Genomic DNA, 22,442 nt, shown 5'->3' on the forward strand with positions numbered 1-22,442 from the left:
TGCGTGGCGCATCTTGTGACAGGATGGTGACGCGAAGTTAACCGCTTTGGCCGCAAGCCGTGGGATGAATGCCACAGCGGCTTTGCTAGGATGGTCGCGCCCCGGCGGTTCGGGGCGATGGATTGTGCCTTTCATGTCCCACCCCGTTCGTCATGATATCGTGTCCGCCCTGGATGAGAACGCGGCCTGGGACGCCTTCTCCCGCCGCGACCGGGCGGCGGACGGGCGGTTCGTGGTCGCGGTGACCTCGACCGGCATCTATTGCCGCCCGAGTTGCGCCGCACGCCGTCCCCGACGCGAGCATGTCCGCTTTCATCCGACGCCGGAGGCCGCACGGGCCGCCGGCTTTCGCGCCTGTCTCCGTTGCCTGCCCGATCAGGTCACTCGCGATCGGCAGGCGGTGGCGCGTGCCGTGGCGCTGCTGGAGGAAAGCGATGCCGCCCCCTCGCTGACCGAATTGGCAGAGGCGGTCGGCTATGCCCCGCACCATTTCCACCGGCTGTTCAAGCGCGCGACCGGCGTGACGCCCGCCGCTTACGCCCGCAGCCTGCGCAACCGGCGCGCCGATGAGGCGCTCCGGCAAGAGGGGAGCGTGACGGCGGCGGTCTATGAAGCGGGCTATTCCGCCCCCAGCCGCTTCTATGCCGATAGCGAGGCGCGGCGCGGCATGGCGCCGGGCCAGTGGCGGCGCGGCGGGGACGGTGTGGCGATCGGCTGGACGATGGTGGCGACGCCGCTTGGGGCCATGCTGATCGCCCTGACGGCACGCGGGCCAGCACGTCTGGCCTTTGACGAGGATGACCAGGCGCTGACCGGGCATTTCTCCACCGCCCGGATCACGCCGTTAGGTGGCGAGGAAGCAGCCGCGATCTCTCGCATGATTGCCGCCCTCCCCTTGCCCGACCATGATTTGCCCGAACAGGCCCGTCGCATCGCCTTTATCGAGGCGGTGACTCGGGAACTGTCGGCTCACGCTCAGCGTGCCGAACGACAGCTATAGACCAGCTTTTCATTGGGCAGCGGCGGCAGTTGCTGGCGGATCTGAGCCTGTTCGCCTTCCAGATTCTGAAGCGCGGTGTCCGTCTTCACACAGCCCCTGGGCGTGGTCGGCTGGTGCAGCTTGCGGATCGCGTCCATCGTCGCGGCGGGCAGCAGATAGCGCGTCTGGGTATAGCTGCGCGTCACGGGATCGAAGCGCGCCACGGTCACGGTCGGTTCCTCGTCGGGAACGAGGATCCGCTGCCAGTTCCCCTCGCCTTCCAGGAACTGGGTGGTGCCGTCCGCGCAACCGTTCGCGCCCCAGTCGATGCGCGTTTCCGCCGTCGAGGAGATGGTGATCCGGCTGCGATCGGGTTGCAGCGTGCAGATCATCGGCCCCAGCGCCTTGCCCGGCGGGGTCGCGCTGGGCAGTGCGGCGGTTTCGCGCGGCAGGGTTATCTCGCCCGAGGGGCGCAGCAGGAAGACGACCACCGCCGCGACGATCGCCACGCCACCGCCCACGCCGGTCCAGATCGCCCGGCGCCGCTGCCCCCGCGATTCGAGCAGCCCCGCCCCGCCCAGCGCCAGCGCGCCGCCGACCAGCAGCAGCGCGGCGATCGCCATGACATTCTCGCGCGTGCGCTCGGCCCCCGCGCGGGCGGCGTCGAGCGCCTCTTCCCGACGAATCGCGGCGGCATTGGCCGCCTCGCGCCTGGCCGCGGCGGCATCGGCGAGCGCGCGGGCGTCCGCCGCGCTATCCTCGCGCAGCCGCTCCTCGATCGAGGTGCAGGGCATGCCGACCGAGGTGTAAGGCTGTTGCGCGGCCCGCAGGAATGCCATGAGTTCGGTGTCGGCGATCGCGAAGCCGAAGGTCGAATCGCCGTCATCGGCACGGGTCAGCGCGGAGTTGACCCCGATCACCCGGCCGCACGGATCGAGCAGCGGACCGCCCGAATTGCCCCGCGCGATGCTGGCGGTATGGAGCAGCACCTCGATACCCGTCAGCGCGCGACGCCCCGAGGCGACACCCTGCGACCGGACGGGAGAGAGCGGGCGGATATAGTCTGCCGCCGATTGTGCCGTCGCCAGGTCGACATTGCCGGGATAGCCCAGTGCGATCACCTGATCGCCTTCGGTCACCGGACCGGTGAAGAGCGCGGCGGGCGGCAGCTTGGCCTCGCTCACCTCGATCAGCGCCAGGTCGCGGCGCGAATCATAGGCGACGACCCGGCCCTGATAGGATTTGCTGCCCTCCGACGGCACGACGCCGATCACGACATTGTCGGGATAGCGCTCCGCCAGTTCGACGACATGCGCGTTGGTGACGATCCGGTTGGGTGCGACGGCAAAGCCCGATCCATGGCCGAACCCCGCCACTTCGTTATCGACCATCGCGATGGTGACGACCCGCACGACGCCGCGCGCGGTCGCGGCGATGTCGTCGGCCCCGGCGACGGCGGGTACCAGTCCGACCAGGGTCAAAAGGATTGCGAGGACGAACCGGCTGAGCATCGGATCAGGGCCATATCCCGCCCTTTCCATCCCCCGCAACCGCGATCGGTTAGGCTTATGGTAAATCTTGGCATTTACTGACCGGGCGCATGTCATGGGAAATTGCGCGATGAATGCCTTTGGTCGTCGTCAGGGTTTGGGTAACGCAACGGGGAGCCGCCCGGCCTTCGGCGTCGCGCGACCGATGCACGGTCCCGGCCCCGCCCCCCGCCCCGAAAGCGAGGCAGGAGGCCCCGGCGGACAGCAATTTCCGCCGCTTGGCGCGCTGTCCGTGGCGGAACACGCGCTGCCCGCCACCGCCGCCGACGCGATGCAGCGGCTGGCCGACCGCCAGGCCGCCGCCGCCGAACCGGCCCCGGCGCGGAGCGAGGGTTTCGAGGCGTCGATCCACCGGATCAAGGAACAGGTGCTCCCCCGCCTGCTCGAGCGCGTCGATCCCGAAGCCGCCGCGACGCTGGGCAAGGACGAACTGGCCGAGGAATTCCGCCCGATCATCGGCGAGGTGCTGGCCGAGCTGAAGCTGACGCTCAACCGGCGCGAACAGTTCGCGCTGGAAAAGGTGCTGGTCGACGAGCTGCTGGGCCTGGGGCCGCTGGAGGAACTGCTCGCCGATGCCGACATCACCGACATCATGGTCAACGGCCCCGAGCAGACCTATGTCGAGCGCAAGGGCAAGCTGGAACTTGCCAATATCCGCTTCCGCGACGAGGAGCATCTGTTCCAGGTCGCCCAGCGCATCGTCAATTCGGTCGGCCGGCGCGTAGACCAGACCACGCCGCTGGCCGATGCGCGCCTGAAGGACGGCAGCCGCGTCAACGTGATCGTGCCGCCGCTGTCGCTTCGCGGCACCGCCATCTCGATCCGCAAATTCTCGGCGAAACCGATCACCCTCGACATGATGGCGGCGGGCGGGTCGATGAGCCAGGACATGGCGACGCTGCTGAAGATCGCGGGCGCGTCGCGGTTCAACATCGTGATTTCGGGCGGCACCGGCTCGGGCAAGACGACGATGCTGAACGCCCTGTCCAAGATGATCGACCCGGGTGAGCGCGTGCTGACCATCGAGGACGCCGCCGAACTCCGCCTGCAACAGCCGCACTGGCTGCCGCTGGAAACCCGGCCCGCCAATCTGGAGGGTCAGGGTGAGATCAGCATCCGCGACCTTGTCAAGAACGCGCTGCGCATGCGGCCCGACCGGATCATCCTGGGCGAAATTCGCGGCGCGGAGTGTTTCGATATGCTGGCGGCGATGAACACCGGCCATGACGGGTCGATGTGCACGCTCCACTCCAACTCCCCGCGCGAGGCGCTGGCCCGCATGGAGAATATGGTGATGATGTCGGACATCAAGGTGCCCAAGGACGCGATCAGCCGCCAGATCGCCGACTCGGTCGACATGGTCATCCAGGTCAAGCGCCTGCGCGACGGCAGCCGCCGCGTGACCAACATCACCGAAGTCATCGGCATGGAGGGCCCCGTCATCGTAACGCAGGAGCTGTTCAGCTTCGAATATCTGGACGAAGGCACCGACGGGAAGATCATCGGCGAGTACCGGTCCGCAGGATTGCGCCCCTATACGCTTGATAAGGCGAAGCAATTCGGATTCGACAAGGCCCTGTTGGAAGCATGTTTGTAACGTTCCGCAACATGGGGAACAATTAATCCGCTATGCCTGCCGAACATTCGGTCCATTTACGACCAGAAGTAAATCGCCGCAATACAGAGTGATAGAGAAATAATGACCATGTGATCCTCATGACGGTGTTGCGGGGGCCTCATTATTTATACTATCTTCCATCCACGCTTTCTAATTTCCCTGGTCGACATTTCGCTTATCGACGCAGGACGACAGCGGCTGGTCAGGCATACGAACGGAAGGAATGGGGCTGGTGACATATCGCGCGCCTCTGGCGGCCGTCGCAGCCCAGCACGGTGCGCGATATCGCCCGACGGAGGGAGGCTGGGTCGCCTGGCTGACCGCACCGCTCGATCCGGCGGAGGAGACCCTTCGCCCCGAACTGACCGACCTTCTGTTCGGCAACCGGATCAGTATCATCTTCGCCGTGCTGTGCCTCGGCGTGGTCCTGCTTTGCTATGCGGTGTTCCTCGACGTCGAGCTGGCCGCGCTGCTGACGGCCTTGTTCGCGCCCGCCGCGATCCTGCGCTATGTGACCATCGGCGCCAGTCCCAGTCCCTCGTCGCTCAAGGCGCTGTTGCTGGCCGGTCTTTTTTGGGCGGCCATGGTCGGGCTGCTATGTGGCGAGGGGGCCCGAACCAACAACGTCATGCTGACCACGCTCAGCGGCATCATCTGCGTCGCGGTCGCCTTTGGCGGCGCCTATAACAATGCTGGCGCGCCGCGCTTCGCGTTTATCCAGATCATCCTCTTCCTTGCGCCCTATTCGACCTTCGGCGCCTTTTCCGGCGTGCCGGGAATGCACTTGTTCCTGATCCAGTTGCCGTTCTGGATCATCGGAATCTTCACCCTGATCCGCCAGATCTACGCCACCCATGTGAAGCTCATCCGGGCCCGGCATCTCGCCAGCCATCTGGCGTTGCACGACAGTCTCACCGGCCTGCCCAATCGAGCGCATTTCATGGAAGCGCTGTCCGCCGAATGCCAGCGTGCGTCGCGTGACAGCACGAGCCACAGCTATATCCTCTATCTCGACCTGGACGAGTTCAAGCCGGTCAACGACACATACGGGCATCTGACCGGCGACGACCTGTTGCGCGCCGTAGCCGATCGATTCTGCAAGGTCGTTCGCGTACAGGACGTGATCGGTCGGCTGGGCGGCGACGAGTTCGCGGCGATACTGCGCGGCGTCAGCCAGAAGGAGGCCGAGCAGATCGGCGAGAAACTGATCGCGGCGGCGCGCGACCCCTTTCATCTCGATGGCCATCCCCCGATCAGCATCGGGGTCAGCATCGGCGGCGTCGCACTGGGCCTGCCCCCCGATGTCCGTCGCACGCTCCATGCCGCCGACACCATGCTCTACGCCGCCAAACGCGGCGGCAAGGGCCTGCTCCGCATCGCCGAGGCGGCCTGAACGCACCGATTTGTCGCGCGCGCAGCTTCCGCTTCGGCTAGGCGTTGGGCCGTGATGCCTCGGTCGATCTACCTGCTTCCCCTGCCCTTGCTGCTGGCCGCCGCGATGATGGCTCCGCTGGCCTCGCGCTCGTCCCGACCCGCCCCTGCCGCCGAAGAGGACGTCGTCGCCGCCGCCGCGCGCGATCCCGGCACCATGACGCTGGCCCCCGATGCCGAGGCCCGCTGGATCCCGTTCCAGCTGACGCCCGGCAACCAGGTCCGCTTCAAGATGACCATCGACGGACAGGCCGTCACCGCGATCCTGGATACCGGGGTCAGCTTCACGCTGTTGGCACAAAATTCTCCCCTGGCGGCGAAGGGCAAGGTGCGCCCCGGCGGGCAGGCGAGCGCGATCGGCGGCGCGGTCGCGATCGGATGGATGCCGACCCGCACCCTCTCGCTCGGCGGACTGAGCCGCAAGGGCGGCGGGGTGGCGGTCGCGCCCCTGCCCGCGCTGGCGACGGGCGATGCGACGGCGGTGGACCTGCTGGTCGGGCGCGACCTGCTGGCGGGGCATGCGCTCGACATCGACTATGCCGCCAAGCGGTTCCGGCTGATCGCGTCGGGCCGGATGCCGTTCACCGGCGCGACCGCCCCCCTGGTCGTCTCGCCCGAGCGGCGCGTCTATGAAAGCGCGGTCGGGTTGGGCGCGGCGAAGCTGTCGCCGGTTATCGTCGATACCGGCGACGGCTCCGCGCTGACCGTGACCCAGACGGCTTGGCGGGCGGCGCGGCTGACCAGCCTGCCGACCACCACGGCGATCGGCTTCGGCTTGGCGGGCCCCTCGGTCAACGATCTCGCCATTGCGCCGACCGTCCGGCTGGGCAAGCTGACCGCACACGAGGTCGAGGTGCGGATCGAGCCGCCCCAGGGTTTCAGCGAGTCGGTGGGCGTCGCCGGACGGATCGGGTCGGGCTTTCTCCAGCGCTATCGCGTGCTGCTCGACCCCGGCGCGGGGCGGATGATCCTGGCGCCGGGGCCGCGAGCCGATGCGCCCGCGCCGCGATCCACGGTCGGGCTATTGCTCGGCGTGGCGAGCGACCGGTTGCGCATCCTGCACGTCATGCGCGGCGGCCCCGCCGACAAGAGCGGCTGGCGCGAGGGCGACACCATCTGCGCCATCGATGGACAGCCCATCCCCCGCGACTATGTCGACAGCCCGATGGCACGCTGGACGGTCGGCCAGCCGGGCACGCGCGTCACCTTGCGGACCTGCGACGGACAGGATCGCGTGCTGACCCGCGCCCGCTTCTACTGACGCCGCTTCCCCCATTCGCGCGCGACCGTATAGCCGAGATAGCCGGTGCCGAAGAGCGCGTAGAGCGGCTCCGGAATGGCGGCCAGATACGCCGCCATTCCCCGGATCATCGCCGCCGCCATGGCCGGGCGGAACCCGGCGAGCACCCCCATGGGCACGCTCCAGAGCAGCAGCGCGTACATGACATAGAGGAAGGTCGGTCGCGCCCGGCGGGTCCACGCATCGGCGCTGTCCTCGGCAGTCATGACAGACGATCCGCCAGCCAGCCATAGAGGAAGGCTTCATTGGCCGGACGCCGCTCGGCCAGGGTCAGATAGCGTTCACCCTGCAACGCCTCGACCGCCTTCAGCAGCACCACCTCTCCCGGCGGCCCGCGATGGCGCAGGAAGGCCTTCAGCGCGGCGAGCGTCGCCGGGCCGATCCGGCCATCGGGCACCAGATCGGCATAATCGCGCCCGCCGCGATTGAGCGCGTTCAGCGCGCGTTGCAGGAAGCCCGTCGCCACCGCCGGGCCCATATTGACCCCGGTATCGAACAATTCCTCGGCCAGCCTGGGGGCCAGCTCCGCCACTTGGTCGAAGCCCGGCGCGCGCCAGTAAAGCCGGCGATAGAGGGATTCCGCCCGCGCCAGCGGCAGGCGGCGCATCGGCCCGTCATAGCCGTCCGCCCGCGCCATCGCCTCGGTAATGCCGAAGCGGGTCGCGCCGCCGCGATCGGCGGGGTGGTCGCTATAATCCCCCTCGCGCGCGATCACCTGCGCGATCAGCGCCTCCACCCGTGCCTCGTCCTCGTGCCCCATCTCATCCTCCCCCATGACGGAGGAATAGGAACCATATCGGTTCGCTGTAGGACAGCGGATTTTGATCCTCCCCGGCACGGGGAGGTGGCAGCGCAAAGCGCTGACGGAGGGGGGCTTCCACCAGAGTCACCCCTGGCGGCGATCCCCCTCCACCACCGCTTCGCGGTGGTCCCCCTCCCCTTGCAGGGGAGGAATGGGTTTAGGGTAACACCGACCGCGCCAGCGCCAGCGTGCCCAGCGGCCCCGCCTGATCGCCGAGTTGCGCATGGACGATCCGGTTGGCGACCTGCGCCGCGTCGACGAAGGGCAGATAGCCCGACAACTTCTCGACGGTGGCGGTGCGCACCATGTCGAGCAGATGCGGCTGGCCGACGCCGACACCGCCGCCGATCACGATCCGGCCGCAAGCCAGCGTCAGGAACAGCCCCGCGAAACTTTCCGCCAGCGCATCGGCGACGAAGGCCCAGACGGGATCGTCCGCTGCCAGTTCCTGTGCAGGACGGCCCGCACGCGCGGCGATGGCGGGTCCGGCGACCAGCCCTTCCAGGCAATCGCCATGGAAGGGGCAGGCCCCGGCGAAATCGTCGCCCGCAACGCGGCGGACGCGGACATGTCCCGCCTCCGGGTGCATCCGGCCCGACACCGGCTGGCCGTTGACGATGATCCCCATGCCGACGCCCGTGCCGACCGTGACATAGACATGGTCGGCCAGTCCGCGCGCCGCGCCCCACTGCCCCTCGGCCAGCGCCGCGCCGGTCACGTCGGTATGGATCGCGACCCGATCGCCGAACCCGTCCGCCAGCGCGCCGACCACGTCCGCCCCCGCCCAGCCCGGCTTTGGGGTGGCGAGCATATGGCCATAATCCATGCCGGTCTTGTCGAGCGCGATGGGCCCGAAGCTGCCGATGCCCAGCGCCTCGGGCTTATACTGCTCGTGCCACTCGGCCAGCCGCTGCGCCAGCGCCGCCAGGGTGATCGCGGGAGTGGTGGTGGGCAGGCGTTCGGACACCAATATGTCCCGCCCGCGCCCGATCAGCACAATCGATTTCGTACCGCCCAGCTCGACGCCCGCGACGATCCGATCCTGTGCCTCGGTCATTCCATTCTCCCGCCAGATGCCTTGCGTTTTTGGTATGTCGCGCCTGCGCGAAACCGTGCATCCAGGTCAAGAGGAGCGTCGCAAAAAGCCGGACAGGCGGGTTATAGTGCGACCAGTGCCGCCAGCCGATCCGCGCGAAGGTTCAGGACATGTGCGGCGGCCAGAACCATGCCACCCGCGACGGTCAGCCACGTCCCCGCCGCGCCGCCCTCGAACACCACGCCGAGGATCAACAGGGTCAGGCCCAGTACGCCGCCGATGGCGGGGCCGACCTGACCATGCCGCCGCCACGCCCGCCATAGCGCGATGGTGCTGAGCGGCACGGCGATGGCCAGCATGACGATATGAAAGCCCTCGCCCAGATCGGCCCAGGCCGCGATCGACGGCAGGAAGGCGATCAGGACAGGCAGGACCAGGCAATGGATCAGGCACAGGGTCGAGGCGGAGATGGCCAGCCGGTCCAGTCCCCCATGCGCGCGCGGTGGCAGCGTCATCGCCGCCGTCTCGCCATTGCCTCGTCCGGTCATGCCATGCCTTTCCGTCACCTAGCCCACGCACATGATATTTTGTATCACTGATAACAAGGGGCAAATCGTGTCACCGTCACGCTTTAAATTGTATTCCGTATAATCTAGCATGGGTCGGATAGCGGAGGAGAGACGGCATATGGCGATGAAACGATGGGCCCTGTGGGCGAGCCTTTCGGCCATGCTGGCGCACACCGCATCGGCGCAGACGACCGAACCCCGGCCCGACTGGGAAAATCCCGCCATCAACCATATCGGCGCGGAGCCGATGCACAGCAGCTTTGCCGGGTTCGAGACGCGCGCGACGGCGCTGGCAGGCGACGTGGCGAAGTCGCGCTATCACCTCTCGCTCGACGGGAGGTGGAAGGTGCACATGTCGCCCAATCCCGAGGCGCGACCGGTCGGCTTCCAGGACCCGGCGCGCGACGTCTCGACCTGGCGCGAGGTGGCGGTGCCGGGCATCCTTCAGGCGCAGGGGCTGAGCCGCCCGGTCTTCGTCGGCAGCGGCTATCCCTTTCCCCGCAACGCGCCGTTCATCGAGCACCGGCTGAACGAAGTCGCCTCCTATCGCCGCGACTTCACGGTTCCCGCGCATTTCGCCGGACGTCGGCTGCTGCTGACCGTCGGCGCGGCGGGGGCGGCCTATTATCTGTGGGTCAATGGCGAGAAGATCGGCTATTCCGAGGACTCCAAGCTTCCCACCGAATTCGACATCAGCCGTGCCGCCAGGCGCGGCCGCAATGTCATCGCCATCGAACTCTACCGCCATTCGGACGGCAGCTACCTTGAAGATCAGGATTTCTGGCGGGTCAACGGGATCGAGCGGTCGATCACCCTCTATGCCGCGCCGCAGATCCATATTCGCGACCTGGGAATCGAGGCCGGGCTGACCAACGAGTATCGCGACGGCACGCTGTCGGCGGAGGTCGATCTGGCGGGCGCGGCTCAGGCCACCAGCGTGCGGGCGACCCTGCTCGACGGCAAGCGGACGGTGCTGACCCGGACCGCGACGCCCAGCGGCACCAGCGCGACGATCACGGCGCAGGTTCCGGGCGTGAAGACGTGGAGCGCCGAAGATCCCAATCTTTATACCCTCCTGATCGAACTGCTCGACGCGAAGGGCAAGTTGATCGAGGCGACCAGCCGCCGCATCGGCTTCCGCACGGTCGAGGTCGCAGGCGGCGAGGTCCGGGTGAACGGGAAGCGGATCATGATCCGCGGCGTCAACCGGCACGAACATGACCCGCACACATTCCGCATCGTGTCCGAGGAGACGATGCGCAAGGATATCGAGTTGATGAAGGCCGCGAACATCAACGCGGTCCGCACCTCCCACTATCCCAACGATCCGCGCTGGTACGACCTCGCCGACGAATATGGCCTGTACGTGATGGACGAGGCCAATATCGAGAGCCACGGCTATCTCAGCCTCACCCAAGAGAAGAACGACCCGACGCTCAATCTGGGGCACAAACCCGAATGGGCGGCGGCGCATCTCGACCGGGTGCAGCGCATGGTCGAGCGCGACCGCAACCACCCGTCCGTCATCTTCTGGTCACTGGGCAATGAAAGCGGTGTCGGGCCCAATTTCGAGGCGGCGGCGAAATGGATTCGCGCGCATGACAGGACGCGGCTGATCAACTTCCTCGGCTATAGCATGAGCGGCTGGCGGCATCCGACCAACGCCTATGTCGACATCTTCGCGCCCATGTATGACGATGTCGAGAAGCTGGCCGACTATGCCCAGAGGCCCGAATTCACCCAGCCGCTGATCCTGTGCGAATATGCCCATGCGATGGGCAACAGCCTGGGCGACTTTCAGGGTTATTGGGACGTGTTCCGCAAATACCCGAAACTGCAAGGCGGCTTCGTCTGGGACTGGGTGGACCAGACGATGAGCCTCAAGGACAAGGATGGTCGCCCCTATTGGGGCCAGGGCCTCGACTATGATCCCGATCCCAAGGATGCGGGGCTGCACGGCGACGACAGCCCCGTGGGCGACGGCGTGATCCAGTCGGACCGCACCCCCGACCCCGAATATTATGAGATGGCGCATGTCCAGTCGCCGGTCCACTTCACCCATGAGGGCGGCGGCTGGCAGGTGGTCAACCGCCACGACCATATCGACCTGTCGCGCTTCACGCTGGACTGGACGGTGCTGGAGAATGGCGTCGAGACGGCGCGGGGCAGCATCGCCACGCCATCGGTCGCGGCCGGAGCGAGCGCCCCCCTGTCCTTCGCCCTGCCCCCGGCGAAGGACGCAGCGGCCGAACGCTCGCTGATCCTGCGCGCGCGGACCAAGGCGGGGGCGATCCCGCCGCTGCCCGCGGGTCATGTCGTCGGCTGGGAGCAGTTCGCGCTCTCCGCCCCGGTCTTCGCCGCCACCACCGCCGGATCGGTCGTGCCGGAGGAAAGCGCCGACGCAATGACGCTGAAAGCCGAAAATGCGGTACTGGAGATCGACCGCGCAACGGGCCTGGTCCGCCGCTATGCCCGTGACGGCAAGACCTTGCTGACCGGCGGCGCGCCCAATTTCACCCGTGCGCCGACCGACAATGATGTGGGTGCTGGCGTGCCCAAGAGCCATGCGATGTGGCAATATTTCTCCGAGCATCGCCGCCTCGACCATATCCAGCGCGAGGGCAACGCCATCGTCGTCGATCACGACATGGGCGTGGGATCGGTCAAGATGCGGACCCGCTGGACCATGGCTCCCGACGGCAGCGCGACCGCGACGGTGCGCTTCACGCCGCTCCGCGCGACATTGCCCGATCCCTTGCGCGTCGGCCTCGCCTTCGCGACGCCGGGGCAGCAATTCGGCCAGGTGAGCTGGTTCGGGCGCGGCCCCTGGGAAAGCTATGCCGACCGCAAGACCGGCGCGAGCATCGCCCGCTGGAGCGGCGCGCTGGCGGACCAGTATCACGACTATGCCCGCCCGCAGGAGAGCGGCAACAAGACCGATGTTCGCTGGGTGCAACTGACCGGCACGGGCGTGGGGCTCCGGGTGACGGGGGCGCAGCCGCTGTCGGTGAACGCCCTGCCCTTCCCCTATGCCGACCTCGCGATGAAGCCGCCGGGCAAGGCGCATAGTTCGGATATCCGCCCGCATGGCGACGGCACGCTGCTGATCGACGCCGCGCAGGCCGGGGTCGGGGGCGATACCGGCTGGAACCTCGATGGCCGCGCGCACATGCCCTATCGCATCGCGCTCCAGCCGCTGACCTACAGCTTCACGATCGGAGCCGCCCAGTGAAGCGACTTGCCCTCCTCGCCCTGTCGCTGACCACCTCGCCCTTGGCGGCGCAGACCGTGCCCGACCGGATCGCCACGTCGCTGGCGCTTCGCGACCAGTGGCAATGGCTGACCCGCGATATCGCCTCGCCCGCCGAATGGGATGCGGACGGGCGGCATTTCCATTATCGCAAGACGGTGGCGGGCGGCTTCGCCTTTGTCGATGTCGACGCCGCCACCCGCGCCAAGGCTCCCGCCTTCGACGCCGCCGCGCTCGCCCCCGCGCTGTCCAAGGTGACGGGCAAGCCGGTCGAACCTTCCCGCCTCCCCTTCGAGCATTTCGCCTATTCGCCCGACCGCACGGCGATCCGTTTCTCGATCGGTTATGACGACACCGTCTATCGCTGCACCGTCATCCGACCGGTCTGCACCATCGTCCCGCCCGAGAACCCTGCCCGCCCGCGCGGATTTGGCGTGGTGCGCGACCTGCGTATTCCCGCCGACAACCATCCCCGCCTTTCCCCCGATGGCAGGCTGGAGGCGCTGGTCCTCGACGACAATCTGGTCGTGCGGACCGCGAATGGCGGCAAGGAGGTCTGGCGCTCCCAGGACGGCAGCCCCGCCAATTTCTACGACCCCGAAACCATCGCCTGGAGCCCCGACGGCCGGCATATCGCGCTCCAGCGCGTCCGCCCCGGCTATGCCCGCATGGTCACCCGCGTCCTCGCCGCGCCGCCGGGCAAGGTCCACCCCGAGGTCGTCCAGCAACTCTATCCCAAGCCCGGCGATGCCGTGGATCAGGAATCGCCCGTCCTGTTCCGCGTCGCGGACGGCCAGCGGACCGAGATCGACCCGGCGCTGTTCGCGGGTGCCTATACCCTGTCCGCCCCCGAATGGCGCGCGGACAGCAGGAGTTTCGCCTTTGACGATCTGAAACGCGGCTTCGGCGAAGCGAAGATCATCGCGGTCGATGCCGACACCGGCGCGGCCCATGCCGCCGTCACCGAAAGCGCGAAGACCTTCGTCTTCCGCGACCGCATCTGGTCGCACGACGTGAAGGGGCTGGGCCGCGAAATCCTCTGGGCGTCGGAGCGGGACGGATGGCGGCATCTCTATCTGATCGACGGCGCGACCGGCCGCGTCGTCCGCCAGATCACCAAAGGCAACTGGGTCGTCCGCGACATTGCCAAGGTCGATGACGAGAAGCGGCAAATCTGGTTCTCGGCCAGCGGCTTCGTGCCGGGCGAAGACCCCTATTACAAACACTGGTTCCGGGTGGATTTCGACGGCCGCAACCTGACCCGGCTGACGCGCGAGAATGCGACTCACGAAGTCCGCTTCTCTCCCGACATGACCACTTACGTCGACGTCTTCTCCCGCACCGACCTGCCGGAGACGATGGAATGGCGTGACGCCCGCGATGGCCACCTGATCCAGACGCTGGAAAAGGGCGACATCACCGCGCTGACCGCCGCCGGGTTCCGCCCGCCCGAACGCTTCACCGCCAAGGGCCGCGACGGCAAGACCGATATCTACGGCCTGGTCGTCCGCCCACGCGACTATGACCCGGCCAGGCGCTATCCGGTGATCGAGAACATCTATGCCGGACCGCACGACAGTTTCGTGCCCAAGGGCTTCTGGCCGTTCGGCGCTTTCTCCGGCGGCGACAAGGTCATGGGGATGCAGCAGCTCGCCGATCTGGGCTTCATCGTCGTGATGATCGACGGCATGGGCACCGCCAACCGCTCCAAGGCCTTTCACGACGTCGCCTGGAAGAACCTGGCCGATAGCGGCTTTCCCGATCGCATCGCCTGGATGAAGGCGCTGAACGCGAAGGACCCCGCCGCCGATATCACCCGCGTCGGTATCTATGGCGGCTCGGCGGGCGGGCAGAGCACACTGAATGCGCTGCTCTTCCACCCCGAATTCTACAAGGCCGGGGTCGCCTATGCCGGGTGTTTCGACAACCGGATGGACAAGATCGACTGGAACGAACAATGGCTCGGCTATCCGGTCGACCGGAGTTATCTGGACGCCTCGGGCGTGGTCCATGCCGGGCAGTTGCAGGGCAAGCTGATGCTGGTCGTCGGCGAGCAGGATTCCAACGTCGATCCCGCCAGCACGACGCAGGTCGTCGATGCGCTGATCAAGGCGGACAAGGATTTCGACCTGCTGGTCGTCCCCGGCGGCGAGCATACCGCCGGGCGCTCCACCGGCCCGGTCGCATATGCCATGCGGCGGCAATATGCGTTCTTCCTGAAGGCTCTGCGCGGCGAGGAGTGAGTTTCTTCCGCATATCGTGCGCACCACCCCGGCGCAGGCCGGGGTCCAGTTTCGGCGCACAATGGAGCGCACCACATCGCGAACGGCGCCTGGACCACGGCCTGCGCCGGGGTGGAAAAGAGGAGGAAGGGGCCGGAAGGAAAGAATTGCCTCCCCTCCTCCACACGCCTATCGCTCCTCCCGCGACAGGTTCCCCTTGGCGGGGGATGAAAAGGGAATGGGGTGCGATGCCCCGGCTGCCCCTGCAACTGTAAGCGGCGAGCCGTTCGCCATCACGCCATTGGGGGCAGAACACCCCTGAGAAGGCGGCGGACCGGCCCCGACCCGCGAGCCAGGAGACCTGCCCGTCGCGGTCGTCCTTCGACCGGTCAGGGTGTGCCGGACGGACGGGGGTTTCCCCTCGCGCGGGCGACGGCGCTTTGTGGAGAATGCCCCGTGACCGAGTCCGTCCCATGCTGAAACCCGCCACCAACGGCCCCGCCGTGGTCGCCTGCAACACCTGTCGCCTGTCCGACGACGTGCGCGAGAATGACGACGGCAAGCGCGGCGGCGCGCTGCTGGTCGAGGCGTTGCGCCGCGTCCAGGCCTCCGACCCCGCTTATGCCGAGGTGGCGGTCGAGGAGATGCCCTGCCTGTTCGCCTGCCAGTCCTTCTGCACCGTCCATCTGCGCTGCCCCGGCAAGGTCGGCTATGTCATGGGCAAGTTCGCCCCCGATGACGATGCCGCCCGCGCCATCCTGGACTATGCGCGGGCCTATGCCGCCAGCGACTGGGGGCAGGTGCCGTACAAGCAATGGCCGCAAGGGGTGAAGGGCCATTTCCTCACCCGCACGCCGCCCGAAGGATTCGTCGTCGAATGAAGGCTTTCCCCACCGTCGCCGCGTTCGAGGCGGCACTGGCCACCTTGCCCGAACCCGATGCGGCCGCCCGTGACGCGGCGACCGCACGGCAGGGCCAGTTGACCAAGCCCCCCGGCTCGCTGGGCCGGTTGGAGGAGATCGCGATCTTCCTCGCCGGATGGCAAGGCCGCGAGCGTCCCCGGATCGAACGGGGCCGCGCCGTCATTTTCGCCGGGAATCACGGCGTCGTCGCGCGCGGGGTCAGCGCCTTTCCGGCGGAGGTGACCGCGCAGATGGTCGCCAATTTCGCCGCCGGAGGAGCCGCGATCAACGCGCTGGCGGCGGCGGCGGGGCTGGCGCTGTCGGTGGTGCCACTCGATCTCGACCGGCCCACCATGGACTTCACCACCGCACCGGCGATGAGCGAGGCGGAATGCCTCGCCGCGCTGAACGCCGGGGCCGACGCGGTGGGCGATGCCGACCTGCTGGTGCTGGGCGAGATGGGGATCGGCAACACCACCCCCGCCGCCGCGCTCGCCGCCGCCAGTTTTGGAGGCGATGCGTCCGACTGGGTCGGCCCCGGCACCGGCGTCGATGCGCAAGGCCTGTCGCGCAAGGCTGTCGCCGTGGCCGATGGCCTGTCCCTGCACCGCGACCATCTGGGCAGCGCCTTTGAAATCCTGCGCCATCTGGGCGGGCGGGAGATTGCGGCGATCGCGGGCGCGGTGCTGGCCGCGCGGGCGAAGCGCGTACCCATCGTGCTGGACGGCTTCATCGGCACCGCCGCGATCGCCCCGCTCGCTTTCGCCAATCCCGGGATCGCCGCCCATTGCCTGGCGGGCCATTGCTCCGCCGAGCCGGGGCATGTCCGACTGCTCGACCGGCTGGGGCTGACGCCGATCCTGTCGCTCGACATGCGGCTGGGCGAGGGTAGCGGCGCGGCGGTGGCGGTGCAGGTGATCCGATCGGCGCTGGCCGCGCATGACGGCATGGCGACCTTTGCCGAAGCGGGGGTCGCCACCGCGTGACCGGGTTCCGCCTCCATCTGCTTCGTCACGGCGAGCCCGAACTGACGGGGCGGATGCTGGGGCGGACCGACAGCCCGGCGACGGCACGGGGCCTCGCCGCCTGTGTCGAGCGCGCGCGCGGGGTGGAGGTCGTGCGACGGATCGGCTCCGACCTGTCGAGAGCCCGCGCCTGCGCCGAGGCGATCGGCCCGACCGAGATCGATCCCCGCTGGCGCGAACTGGACTTTGGCGACTGGGACGGACTGGCCCCCGACGCGATCGACCGGGCCGCGCTCGATCGTTTCTGGCATGACCCCGACGACGCCCCGCCCCCCGGCGGCGAGCGCTGGTCCGATCTGGTGGCGCGGGTCACCGCCGCCATCGCCGACTTGCAGCCCGAGCCCACATTGATCGTCACCCATGGCGGGGCGATGCGCGCCGCCTTGCATGTGCTGTGCGGCTTCGACTTCCGCGCCGTCTGGGCCTTCGCCCTGCCCTATGCCAGCCTGTTGACACTGGAAGTGTGGGACGGCGTGCCGCGCACGGCGCAGGTGACCGGGCTGGTCACGACATGAGAACGCTGGTCGTCGCGCTGGGCTTCCTGACCCGCCTGCCCATGCCGCGGGTGGAGGCGGATGCCGAGGATTTCGCGCGGGCGATCCGGCTCTATCCGGTGGCGGGCTTGGCTATCGGGGTGATCGTCGCGGGCGCGGGCTGGCTGGGGGCGCGGGTCGATCCGTGGATCGGGGCGCTGGCGGCGCTGATCGCCTGGGTCTGGGTGACGGGGGCACTGCATCTGGACGGACTGGCGGATGTCAGCGACGGGCTGGGCGCGGCACATGGCGACCGGTCGCGGCTGCTGTCGGTGATGGCCGATCCGCATATCGGCAGCTTTGGGGTGGTGGCGCTGGTGATGCAGTTGCTCGCCAAGCTGGTGCTGCTCCACCGCGTGCCGCCAGAGGGCTGGGCATGGATCGCGCTGATCCCGGCGGCGGCGCGGATCGGGCCGTTGGTCTGGGCACGAGTCCTGCCGCCGCTCCGGCCCGGCGGCCTGGGGGCGATGGTGGCGCGGGCGGTGCGTCCCTTCGACCTGATCCTCTCGGGCGTCGTCGTCACCGCGATTATTCCCTTCTGGCCGCCGCTGGCCGCCCTGCCGCTCGCCATCGGTGCGCTCTTCCTCTGGTTCCGGCGCAAGCTGGGCGGGATGACCGGCGACGTGCATGGCGCGGGGATCGAATGGACCGAAACCGCCCTCCTCCTCGCCGCCGCGCTCTATTCCCTGCCCTGAGCGATCCGTAGCAGCGCGTCGCCATCGACATGCGCCTCCAGTACGGCGGCGATGGCGTCGAGCGCATCGTCCACATCGCCCCGGTGATCCGGCCCCGCCCCCTCCACCCCGATCCGCGCGAGCCACGCCGCGCGCTGCGCCGCTTCACCCAGCAGACCGTGGATATAGCTGCCCGCAACCAGCCCATCGGCGCTCATCGCGCCCTCCGCCCGGCCATCGGCCAGATGCCCGATGGGCCGGAGGGTGTCGGGGCCGTTCGTGCGCCCCAGGTGGATCTCATACCCCGAAAAGCCCGCCCCCAGCGCCTCGCCGGTGACGGGGCGAACGGTCTTCTCGCCGGTCAGCACCGTCTCCACGTTCAGCAGCCCCAGGCCATCGACCCGGCCCGCCGGCCCCTCGATCCCGTCCGGGTCCGCGACGCTCCGCCCCAGCATCTGGTATCCGCCGCACAGCCCCAGCACCGGCCGCCCGCGCCGATGATGCGCCGCGATGTCGATATCCCAACCCTGCGCGCGGATGAAGGCGAGGTCGGCGATCGTCGCCTTGGACCCCGCCAGCACGATCATCGCCGCATCGGGGATCGGCTCGCCGGGGCGGACCATGACGAGGTCGACCTGCGGCTCCAGCCTTAGCGGATCGAGATCGTCGAAATTGGCGATGCGCGGCGTGATCGGACAGGCGATCACCACCTGCCCCCCGGCCCCGGCGCGCGACCGTTCCAGCACCACCGCATCCTCGCTGGGCAGGCGCGCGGCGTCGGCAAGCCACGGGATCAGCCCCAGCGACCGCCAACCGGTATGCTGCGCGATCACGCCCAAGCCATCGGCGAACAGCGCCGGATCGCCGCGAAACTTGTTGACCAGGAAACCCCGGATCATCGCGGCATCCTGCGGGTCGATCACGGCTTTCGTCCCGACCAGCGAGGCGATCACCCCGCCCCGGTCGATATCCCCCGCCAGCACCACCGGCACCCCCGCCGCACGCGCGAAGCCCATATTGGCGATATCGCCAGAGCGCAGGTTGACCTCGGCGGGCGAGCCTGCGCCCTCGACGATGACGAGGTCGCACTCCGCCTCCAACCGGCGATAGCATTCGACCACCTCGGGCAGCAGCCCGATCCGCCCCTCGCGCCATTTCGACGCAGGCAGCATCCCCCGCACCTGCCCGCGCACGATCAGTTGCGAGGTGCGGTCGCCCTGCGGCTTCAGCAGCACGGGGTTCATGTCGACATGCGGGGGCACCCGCGCCGCCATCGCCTGGGTCGCCTGCGCCCGCCCGATCTCGCCGCCATCCGGCGTGGCGGCGGCGTTGTTGCTCATATTCTGCGGCTTGAACGGGCGGACGCGAAGCCCGCGATTGGCGAAGAGGCGGCACAGCCCCGCGACCAGCACCGACTTGCCCACATCCGAGCCGGTGCCCTGGATCATCACGCCAGCCATGCGACACCCCCCGCGATCACCCAGAGGAGCAGACACGCCCGCGCATAGATTTGCAGCGCGGTGACGATATCCTTCGGAGACGCGGCCCGCCCCTCGCGCCCGATCCATGGCTTGATCTGGGTCACGCCGTCATAAGCGACCGGCCCCGCCAGCGCGACGCCCAGCGCGCCCGCCATCGCCGCTTCCGGCCAGCCCGCATTGGGCGAGGCATGGGCGCGTGCGTCCCGCCGCATCACCCGCCAGCCCCGCGCGCCCGCGACGCACACCAGCGCTCCCGCGATCCGGGCGGGCGCCCAGTTCGCCCCATCGTCGATCCGCGCCGCCGCCCAGCCGAACGCCCGCCAGCGCGGCTCCTTATGCCCGATGATGCTGTCGGCGGTGTTGATCGCCTTATAGACCCACACGCCCGGCAGCCCGAGCAGCAGCAACCAGAATAGCGGCGCGACGATGCCGTCGCAGAAGCTCTCCGCCAGCGTCTCAATCGCGGCGCGCGAGACGCCCGCCTGATCCAGCCGCCCGGTATCGCGCCCCACCACCCGCGCGACAAGCGCACGGGCGGCGAGCAGATCGCCGCGAAGCAGGGCCTCGGCGACGGGCCGGACATGGATGTACAGGCTGCGCTGCGCGAGCGCGGGCCAGGCGAGGACGGCGCTGGCGATCCACCCCCAGCGACCGAACAGAAGGTGCGATTCCCGCTCGAGCCACCATGCCAATCCGCCGGTCAGGGCGATCAGGACCACCATGGTCAGGACGCCCAGCCCCCGCCGCACGCCCTCCGGCCGCTTGGGGGAATTGCCCAGCCGCTCCGCACAATTCAGGAACCGCGCGAACGCTCCCACCGGATGCCCGACCCGCGCATAGAGCCGATCCGGCCAACCGATCGCGGCGTCCAGCGCCAAGGCCGCCAGCGCTACGGGGTCAGCCATGGTGCAATGCCCTATCGAGCCGGTGCAGGTCGTCAGCGACCGGCACGCCGAACCGCAACCGCTCGGGTGCGTCGGCAAAGGGCCGGACCAATATCCCCGCCGCCGCCAGTCGCGCGAAGATCGCCGGGGCGTCGGGCGTCTCGACCATGCGGAACAGCGGGCACGCGCCTCGTGCGGTCAGTCCGTGCCGGGCCAGCACCGCGTCCAGCGCGACCGCCCGCTCGGTCAGCGCATCGCGGGTCGCGGCGATCCAGCCGCGATCGGCATAGGCGGCGCTACCCCAGACGATGGCATGGCTTGACACCGGCCAATCGCCCAGCAGGGCGCGCAACCGCACGAGCCACTCTGGCTCGGCGATGACGAAGCCCAGCCGCAATCCCGCCAGCCCGAAGAACTTGCCGAAGGAGCGCAAGCCGATCACCCGCTCTCCCCCGGCGAACCCCGGTCCCGGCATGGCGTCGGCAAAGGCTTCGTCCAGGACCAGCCAGCCGCCCGCGCGCGCCTGTGCGTCCGCCAATTGGGTCAATTGCTCCGGCGAGCGATGGACGCCATCGGGATTGTTGGGATTGGCGAGCAACAGGCTCCCCGCCCGCCCCGGCCAGTCCTCCAGCACGGCGTGATCGACCCGTGCCGTCGCCACCGCCCCATGCGTGCCATAGCCGGGCCGCACCGCGACGATCGGCTGCGCCACGCCCAGCAGGGGCAGCAACCGAAGCGCCATCTCGCTCCCCGGCACCGCTGCCACCCGTTCCGGCTCCGCACCGAAATGCGCCGCCGCCAGGGCCTCCAGCCGGGCGAGCGCGCTTCGATCCGGCAGCGGCCCGGCATCCACCGCCAATCCGGCGGGCGGTTGCCACGGCATCGGGTTGATTCCGGTCGACAGGTCCAGCCATGGCTCGACGACCTGCGGGAACAACGCCCTAGCCGCATCGATCCGCCCACCATGATGGGTCAGCGCGGCCATTTCCGCTTGCGTCACAGCCCCGCTCCCGCGATGCGCAGGGGCATGACGAAGCCCCGGACCATACTCGTCCTCGGCGGTGCCCGGTCGGGCAAGAGCCGCCATGCGCAATCGCTGGCCGAGGCGATGACGCGCGAAGGTTGCTTCATCGCGACGGCGCAAAGCTGGGACGACGAAATGCGCGACCGCATCGCGCGGCACCAGGCGGACCGCGACGCGCGCTGGACGACGGTCGAGGCCCCGCTCGCCCTGCCCGACGCCATCCGCGAACACAGCCGCGCCGACCGGGTGGTGCTGGTCGACTGCCTGACCTTGTGGCTGACCAATATGTTGCTGGGTGACGCGGACCTGACGGCGGCGGGCGAGGCGCTGGTCGCGGCGCTGGAGGGGGCCCCCGGCCCCGTGGTGCTGGTCAGCAACGAGGTCGGCTTCGGCATCGTGCCCAACAATGCGCTGGCGCGGCGCTTCCGCGATGCGCAGGGGTCGCTCAACCAGCGGCTGGCGCGGGTGTGCGACGCGACCGATCTGGTAGTGGCGGGGCTTTCCATCCGGCTTTCAGGAGAGAAATGATGCGGACCGACGCCGAACATGCCGAGCGCATGGCCAAGAAAAAGGCCGCGCAGGACAAGAAGGTCGCCGCGCGCGACGTGGAAAAGGGCCTGCTGATCGTCCATACCGGCAAGGGCAAGGGCAAGACCACCGCCGCGCTGGGCATGGTGATCCGCGCGGTCGGCCATGGGATGCGCGTCGGCATGGTCCAGTTCGTGAAGGGCGCGATGACCACCGGCGAGGCGGCGGTGCTGGCCCGTTTCCCCGAAGTCGATTTCCACGCGATGGGCGAGGGCTTCACCTGGAACACGCAAGACCGCAACCGCGACATCGCCACCGCGCGCGCCGCCTGGGACGAAGTGAAGCGGATGATCGCCGATCCGTCCTATGACCTGATCGTCGCGGACGAACTCAACATCGTGCTGCGTTACGAGTACCTTCCGGTCGACGAGGTGCTGGAGGTGCTGGCGACCAAGGGGGCGATGACGCATGTGGTCATCACCGGTCGCAACGCCCCCGAGGCGCTGGTCGAAGCGGCGGACCTGGTGACGGACATGACGCAGGTGAAGCATCCCTTCCGCGAGCAGGGCGTGAAGGCGCAGAAGGGCATCGAGTTCTAAGCCCCTCCTCCCGGCAGGGGGGAGGGGTTTGGGGT

Annotated in this window: 20 protein-coding genes and 1 riboswitch; of the genes, 12 read left to right on the forward strand and 8 right to left on the reverse strand. The window is 68.6% G+C overall.

Annotation, left to right across the window (positions count from 1 at the left end; all coding sequences use genetic code 11):
* Positions 1-160 precede the first annotated feature (160 nt).
* Positions 161-1,000, forward strand: a complete 840-nt coding sequence (locus SM191_RS10445) for a bifunctional transcriptional activator/DNA repair enzyme AdaA (protein WP_341506144.1) — start codon at positions 161-163, stop codon at positions 998-1,000.
* Here SM191_RS10445 and SM191_RS10450 read toward each other — a convergent pair.
* On the reverse strand, positions 976-2,490 hold the full coding sequence (locus SM191_RS10450; RefSeq protein WP_341506145.1) for a S1C family serine protease: 1,515 nt from the start codon (positions 2,488-2,490) through the stop codon (positions 976-978). The two genes, SM191_RS10445 and SM191_RS10450, sit on opposite strands and share 25 nt — an antisense overlap.
* A gap of 109 nt (positions 2,491-2,599) precedes the next feature.
* On the opposite strand from SM191_RS10450, the gene SM191_RS10455 reads away from it, so the two are divergent.
* From SM191_RS10455 to SM191_RS10465, 3 genes are all read left to right on the forward strand, one after another.
* Positions 2,600-4,126, forward strand: a complete 1,527-nt coding sequence (locus SM191_RS10455) for a CpaF family protein (protein ID WP_341506146.1) — start codon at positions 2,600-2,602, stop codon at positions 4,124-4,126.
* A 253-nt stretch (positions 4,127-4,379) separates the two neighbouring features.
* Positions 4,380-5,540: a GGDEF domain-containing protein gene (locus SM191_RS10460; protein ID WP_341506147.1), complete on the forward strand. Its 1,161-nt coding sequence runs from the start codon at positions 4,380-4,382 to the stop codon at positions 5,538-5,540.
* Between the two features lie 54 nt (positions 5,541-5,594).
* Positions 5,595-6,839: an aspartyl protease family protein gene (locus SM191_RS10465; protein ID WP_341506148.1), complete on the forward strand. Its 1,245-nt coding sequence runs from the start codon at positions 5,595-5,597 to the stop codon at positions 6,837-6,839.
* Here SM191_RS10465 and SM191_RS10470 read toward each other — a convergent pair.
* The 4 genes from SM191_RS10470 to SM191_RS10485 form a co-directional block, all read right to left on the reverse strand.
* Positions 6,833-7,084, reverse strand: a complete 252-nt coding sequence (locus SM191_RS10470) for a 3TM-type holin (RefSeq protein ID WP_307002279.1) — start codon at positions 7,082-7,084, stop codon at positions 6,833-6,835. The two genes, SM191_RS10465 and SM191_RS10470, sit on opposite strands and share 7 nt — an antisense overlap.
* Complete coding sequence (locus SM191_RS10475; protein WP_341506149.1) at positions 7,081-7,638, reverse strand: glycoside hydrolase family 108 protein; 558 nt, start codon at positions 7,636-7,638, stop codon at positions 7,081-7,083. The genes SM191_RS10470 and SM191_RS10475 overlap by 4 nt, the downstream gene beginning before the upstream one ends.
* A gap of 199 nt (positions 7,639-7,837) precedes the next feature.
* On the reverse strand, positions 7,838-8,737 hold the full coding sequence (locus SM191_RS10480) for an ROK family protein (RefSeq protein WP_307002284.1): 900 nt from the start codon (positions 8,735-8,737) through the stop codon (positions 7,838-7,840).
* 101 nt (positions 8,738-8,838) lie between these two features.
* Positions 8,839-9,264: a MerC domain-containing protein gene (locus SM191_RS10485; protein WP_307002286.1), complete on the reverse strand. Its 426-nt coding sequence runs from the start codon at positions 9,262-9,264 to the stop codon at positions 8,839-8,841.
* Between the two features lie 145 nt (positions 9,265-9,409).
* On the opposite strand from SM191_RS10485, the gene SM191_RS10490 reads away from it, so the two are divergent.
* The 6 genes from SM191_RS10490 (at position 9,410) to cobS (ending at position 17,912) form a co-directional block, all read left to right on the forward strand.
* Positions 9,410-12,517, forward strand: coding sequence for a glycoside hydrolase family 2 TIM barrel-domain containing protein (locus tag SM191_RS10490; protein WP_341506150.1), 3,108 nt, complete (start codon positions 9,410-9,412; stop codon positions 12,515-12,517).
* On the forward strand, positions 12,514-14,778 hold the full coding sequence (locus SM191_RS10495; RefSeq protein WP_341506151.1) for a S9 family peptidase: 2,265 nt from the start codon (positions 12,514-12,516) through the stop codon (positions 14,776-14,778). The genes SM191_RS10490 and SM191_RS10495 overlap by 4 nt, the downstream gene beginning before the upstream one ends.
* A gap of 170 nt (positions 14,779-14,948) precedes the next feature.
* Positions 14,949-15,140: riboswitch (cobalamin riboswitch) on the forward strand.
* A gap of 90 nt (positions 15,141-15,230) precedes the next feature.
* Positions 15,231-15,638 (forward strand): DUF1636 domain-containing protein, encoded by a 408-nt coding sequence (locus tag SM191_RS10500; RefSeq protein WP_341506152.1) that lies wholly within the window; start codon positions 15,231-15,233, stop codon positions 15,636-15,638.
* Positions 15,635-16,645 (forward strand): nicotinate-nucleotide--dimethylbenzimidazole phosphoribosyltransferase, encoded by a 1,011-nt coding sequence (cobT, locus tag SM191_RS10505; protein WP_341506153.1) that lies wholly within the window; start codon positions 15,635-15,637, stop codon positions 16,643-16,645. Before SM191_RS10500 ends, cobT begins: the two co-directional genes overlap by 4 nt.
* Positions 16,642-17,199, forward strand: a complete 558-nt coding sequence (locus SM191_RS10510; protein WP_341506154.1) for a histidine phosphatase family protein — start codon at positions 16,642-16,644, stop codon at positions 17,197-17,199. Before cobT ends, SM191_RS10510 begins: the two co-directional genes overlap by 4 nt.
* A complete protein-coding gene (gene cobS, locus SM191_RS10515) occupies positions 17,196-17,912 on the forward strand; it encodes an adenosylcobinamide-GDP ribazoletransferase (RefSeq protein WP_341506155.1) in 717 nt (238 codons plus the stop codon). The genes SM191_RS10510 and cobS overlap by 4 nt, the downstream gene beginning before the upstream one ends.
* On the opposite strand, the gene SM191_RS10520 is transcribed toward cobS, so the two are convergent.
* From SM191_RS10520 to SM191_RS10530, 3 genes are read right to left on the reverse strand one after another with little or no spacing between them, the layout of a single operon-like run.
* A complete protein-coding gene (locus SM191_RS10520) occupies positions 17,897-19,351 on the reverse strand; it encodes a cobyric acid synthase (protein ID WP_341506156.1) in 1,455 nt (484 codons plus the stop codon). The genes cobS and SM191_RS10520 overlap by 16 nt on opposite strands.
* Positions 19,339-20,277, reverse strand: coding sequence for an adenosylcobinamide-phosphate synthase CbiB (cbiB, locus tag SM191_RS10525; RefSeq protein ID WP_341506157.1), 939 nt, complete (start codon positions 20,275-20,277; stop codon positions 19,339-19,341). Before cbiB ends, SM191_RS10520 begins: the two co-directional genes overlap by 13 nt.
* The gene (locus SM191_RS10530) at positions 20,270-21,256 is read right to left on the reverse strand and encodes an aminotransferase class I/II-fold pyridoxal phosphate-dependent enzyme (RefSeq protein WP_341506158.1); all 987 of its coding nucleotides are present in this window, start codon (positions 21,254-21,256) and stop codon (positions 20,270-20,272) included. Before SM191_RS10530 ends, cbiB begins: the two co-directional genes overlap by 8 nt.
* Positions 21,257-21,283: 27 nt before the next feature.
* Here SM191_RS10530 and cobU point away from each other — a divergent pair, with 27 nt between their 5' ends.
* Both cobU and cobO read left to right on the forward strand, forming a co-directional pair.
* On the forward strand, positions 21,284-21,808 hold the full coding sequence (cobU, locus tag SM191_RS10535; RefSeq protein WP_341506159.1) for a bifunctional adenosylcobinamide kinase/adenosylcobinamide-phosphate guanylyltransferase: 525 nt from the start codon (positions 21,284-21,286) through the stop codon (positions 21,806-21,808).
* Positions 21,808-22,407 carry a cob(I)yrinic acid a,c-diamide adenosyltransferase gene (cobO, locus tag SM191_RS10540; RefSeq protein WP_445949843.1) on the forward strand — a complete coding sequence of 200 codons (600 nt, stop codon included), beginning with the start codon at positions 21,808-21,810 and terminating at the stop codon, positions 22,405-22,407. The genes cobU and cobO overlap by 1 nt, the downstream gene beginning before the upstream one ends.
* Positions 22,408-22,442 lie beyond the last annotated feature (35 nt).

The sequence above is a fragment of the Sphingomonas sp. 2378 genome (genome assembly GCF_038084995.1).
In the GTDB taxonomy this organism is placed as follows: domain Bacteria; phylum Pseudomonadota; class Alphaproteobacteria; order Sphingomonadales; family Sphingomonadaceae; genus Sphingomonas.

What these genes read in the sequence shown, in the direction of transcription:
- SM191_RS10450 (WP_341506145.1), bottom strand. Translation starts at nt 2,490, where the DNA reads ATGCTCAGCCGGTTCGTCCTCGCAATCCTTTTGACCCTGGTCGGACTG.
- SM191_RS10455 (WP_341506146.1), top strand. Translation starts at nt 2,600, where the DNA reads ATGAATGCCTTTGGTCGTCGTCAGGGTTTGGGTAACGCAACGGGGAGC.
- SM191_RS10465 (WP_341506148.1), top strand. Translation starts at nt 5,595, where the DNA reads ATGCCTCGGTCGATCTACCTGCTTCCCCTGCCCTTGCTGCTGGCCGCC.
- SM191_RS10470 (WP_307002279.1), bottom strand. Translation starts at nt 7,084, where the DNA reads ATGACTGCCGAGGACAGCGCCGATGCGTGGACCCGCCGGGCGCGACCG.
- SM191_RS10475 (WP_341506149.1), bottom strand. Translation starts at nt 7,638, where the DNA reads ATGGGGCACGAGGACGAGGCACGGGTGGAGGCGCTGATCGCGCAGGTG.
- SM191_RS10480 (WP_307002284.1), bottom strand. Translation starts at nt 8,737, where the DNA reads ATGACCGAGGCACAGGATCGGATCGTCGCGGGCGTCGAGCTGGGCGGT.
- SM191_RS10485 (WP_307002286.1), bottom strand. Translation starts at nt 9,264, where the DNA reads ATGACCGGACGAGGCAATGGCGAGACGGCGGCGATGACGCTGCCACCG.
- SM191_RS10490 (WP_341506150.1), top strand. Translation starts at nt 9,410, where the DNA reads ATGAAACGATGGGCCCTGTGGGCGAGCCTTTCGGCCATGCTGGCGCAC.
- SM191_RS10500 (WP_341506152.1), top strand. Translation starts at nt 15,231, where the DNA reads ATGCTGAAACCCGCCACCAACGGCCCCGCCGTGGTCGCCTGCAACACC.
- cobT (WP_341506153.1), top strand. Translation starts at nt 15,635, where the DNA reads ATGAAGGCTTTCCCCACCGTCGCCGCGTTCGAGGCGGCACTGGCCACC.
- cobS (WP_341506155.1), top strand. Translation starts at nt 17,196, where the DNA reads ATGAGAACGCTGGTCGTCGCGCTGGGCTTCCTGACCCGCCTGCCCATG.
- SM191_RS10520 (WP_341506156.1), bottom strand. Translation starts at nt 19,351, where the DNA reads ATGGCTGGCGTGATGATCCAGGGCACCGGCTCGGATGTGGGCAAGTCG.
- cbiB (WP_341506157.1), bottom strand. Translation starts at nt 20,277, where the DNA reads ATGGCTGACCCCGTAGCGCTGGCGGCCTTGGCGCTGGACGCCGCGATC.
- cobU (WP_341506159.1), top strand. Translation starts at nt 21,284, where the DNA reads ATGACGAAGCCCCGGACCATACTCGTCCTCGGCGGTGCCCGGTCGGGC.
- cobO (WP_445949843.1), top strand. Translation starts at nt 21,808, where the DNA reads ATGCGGACCGACGCCGAACATGCCGAGCGCATGGCCAAGAAAAAGGCC.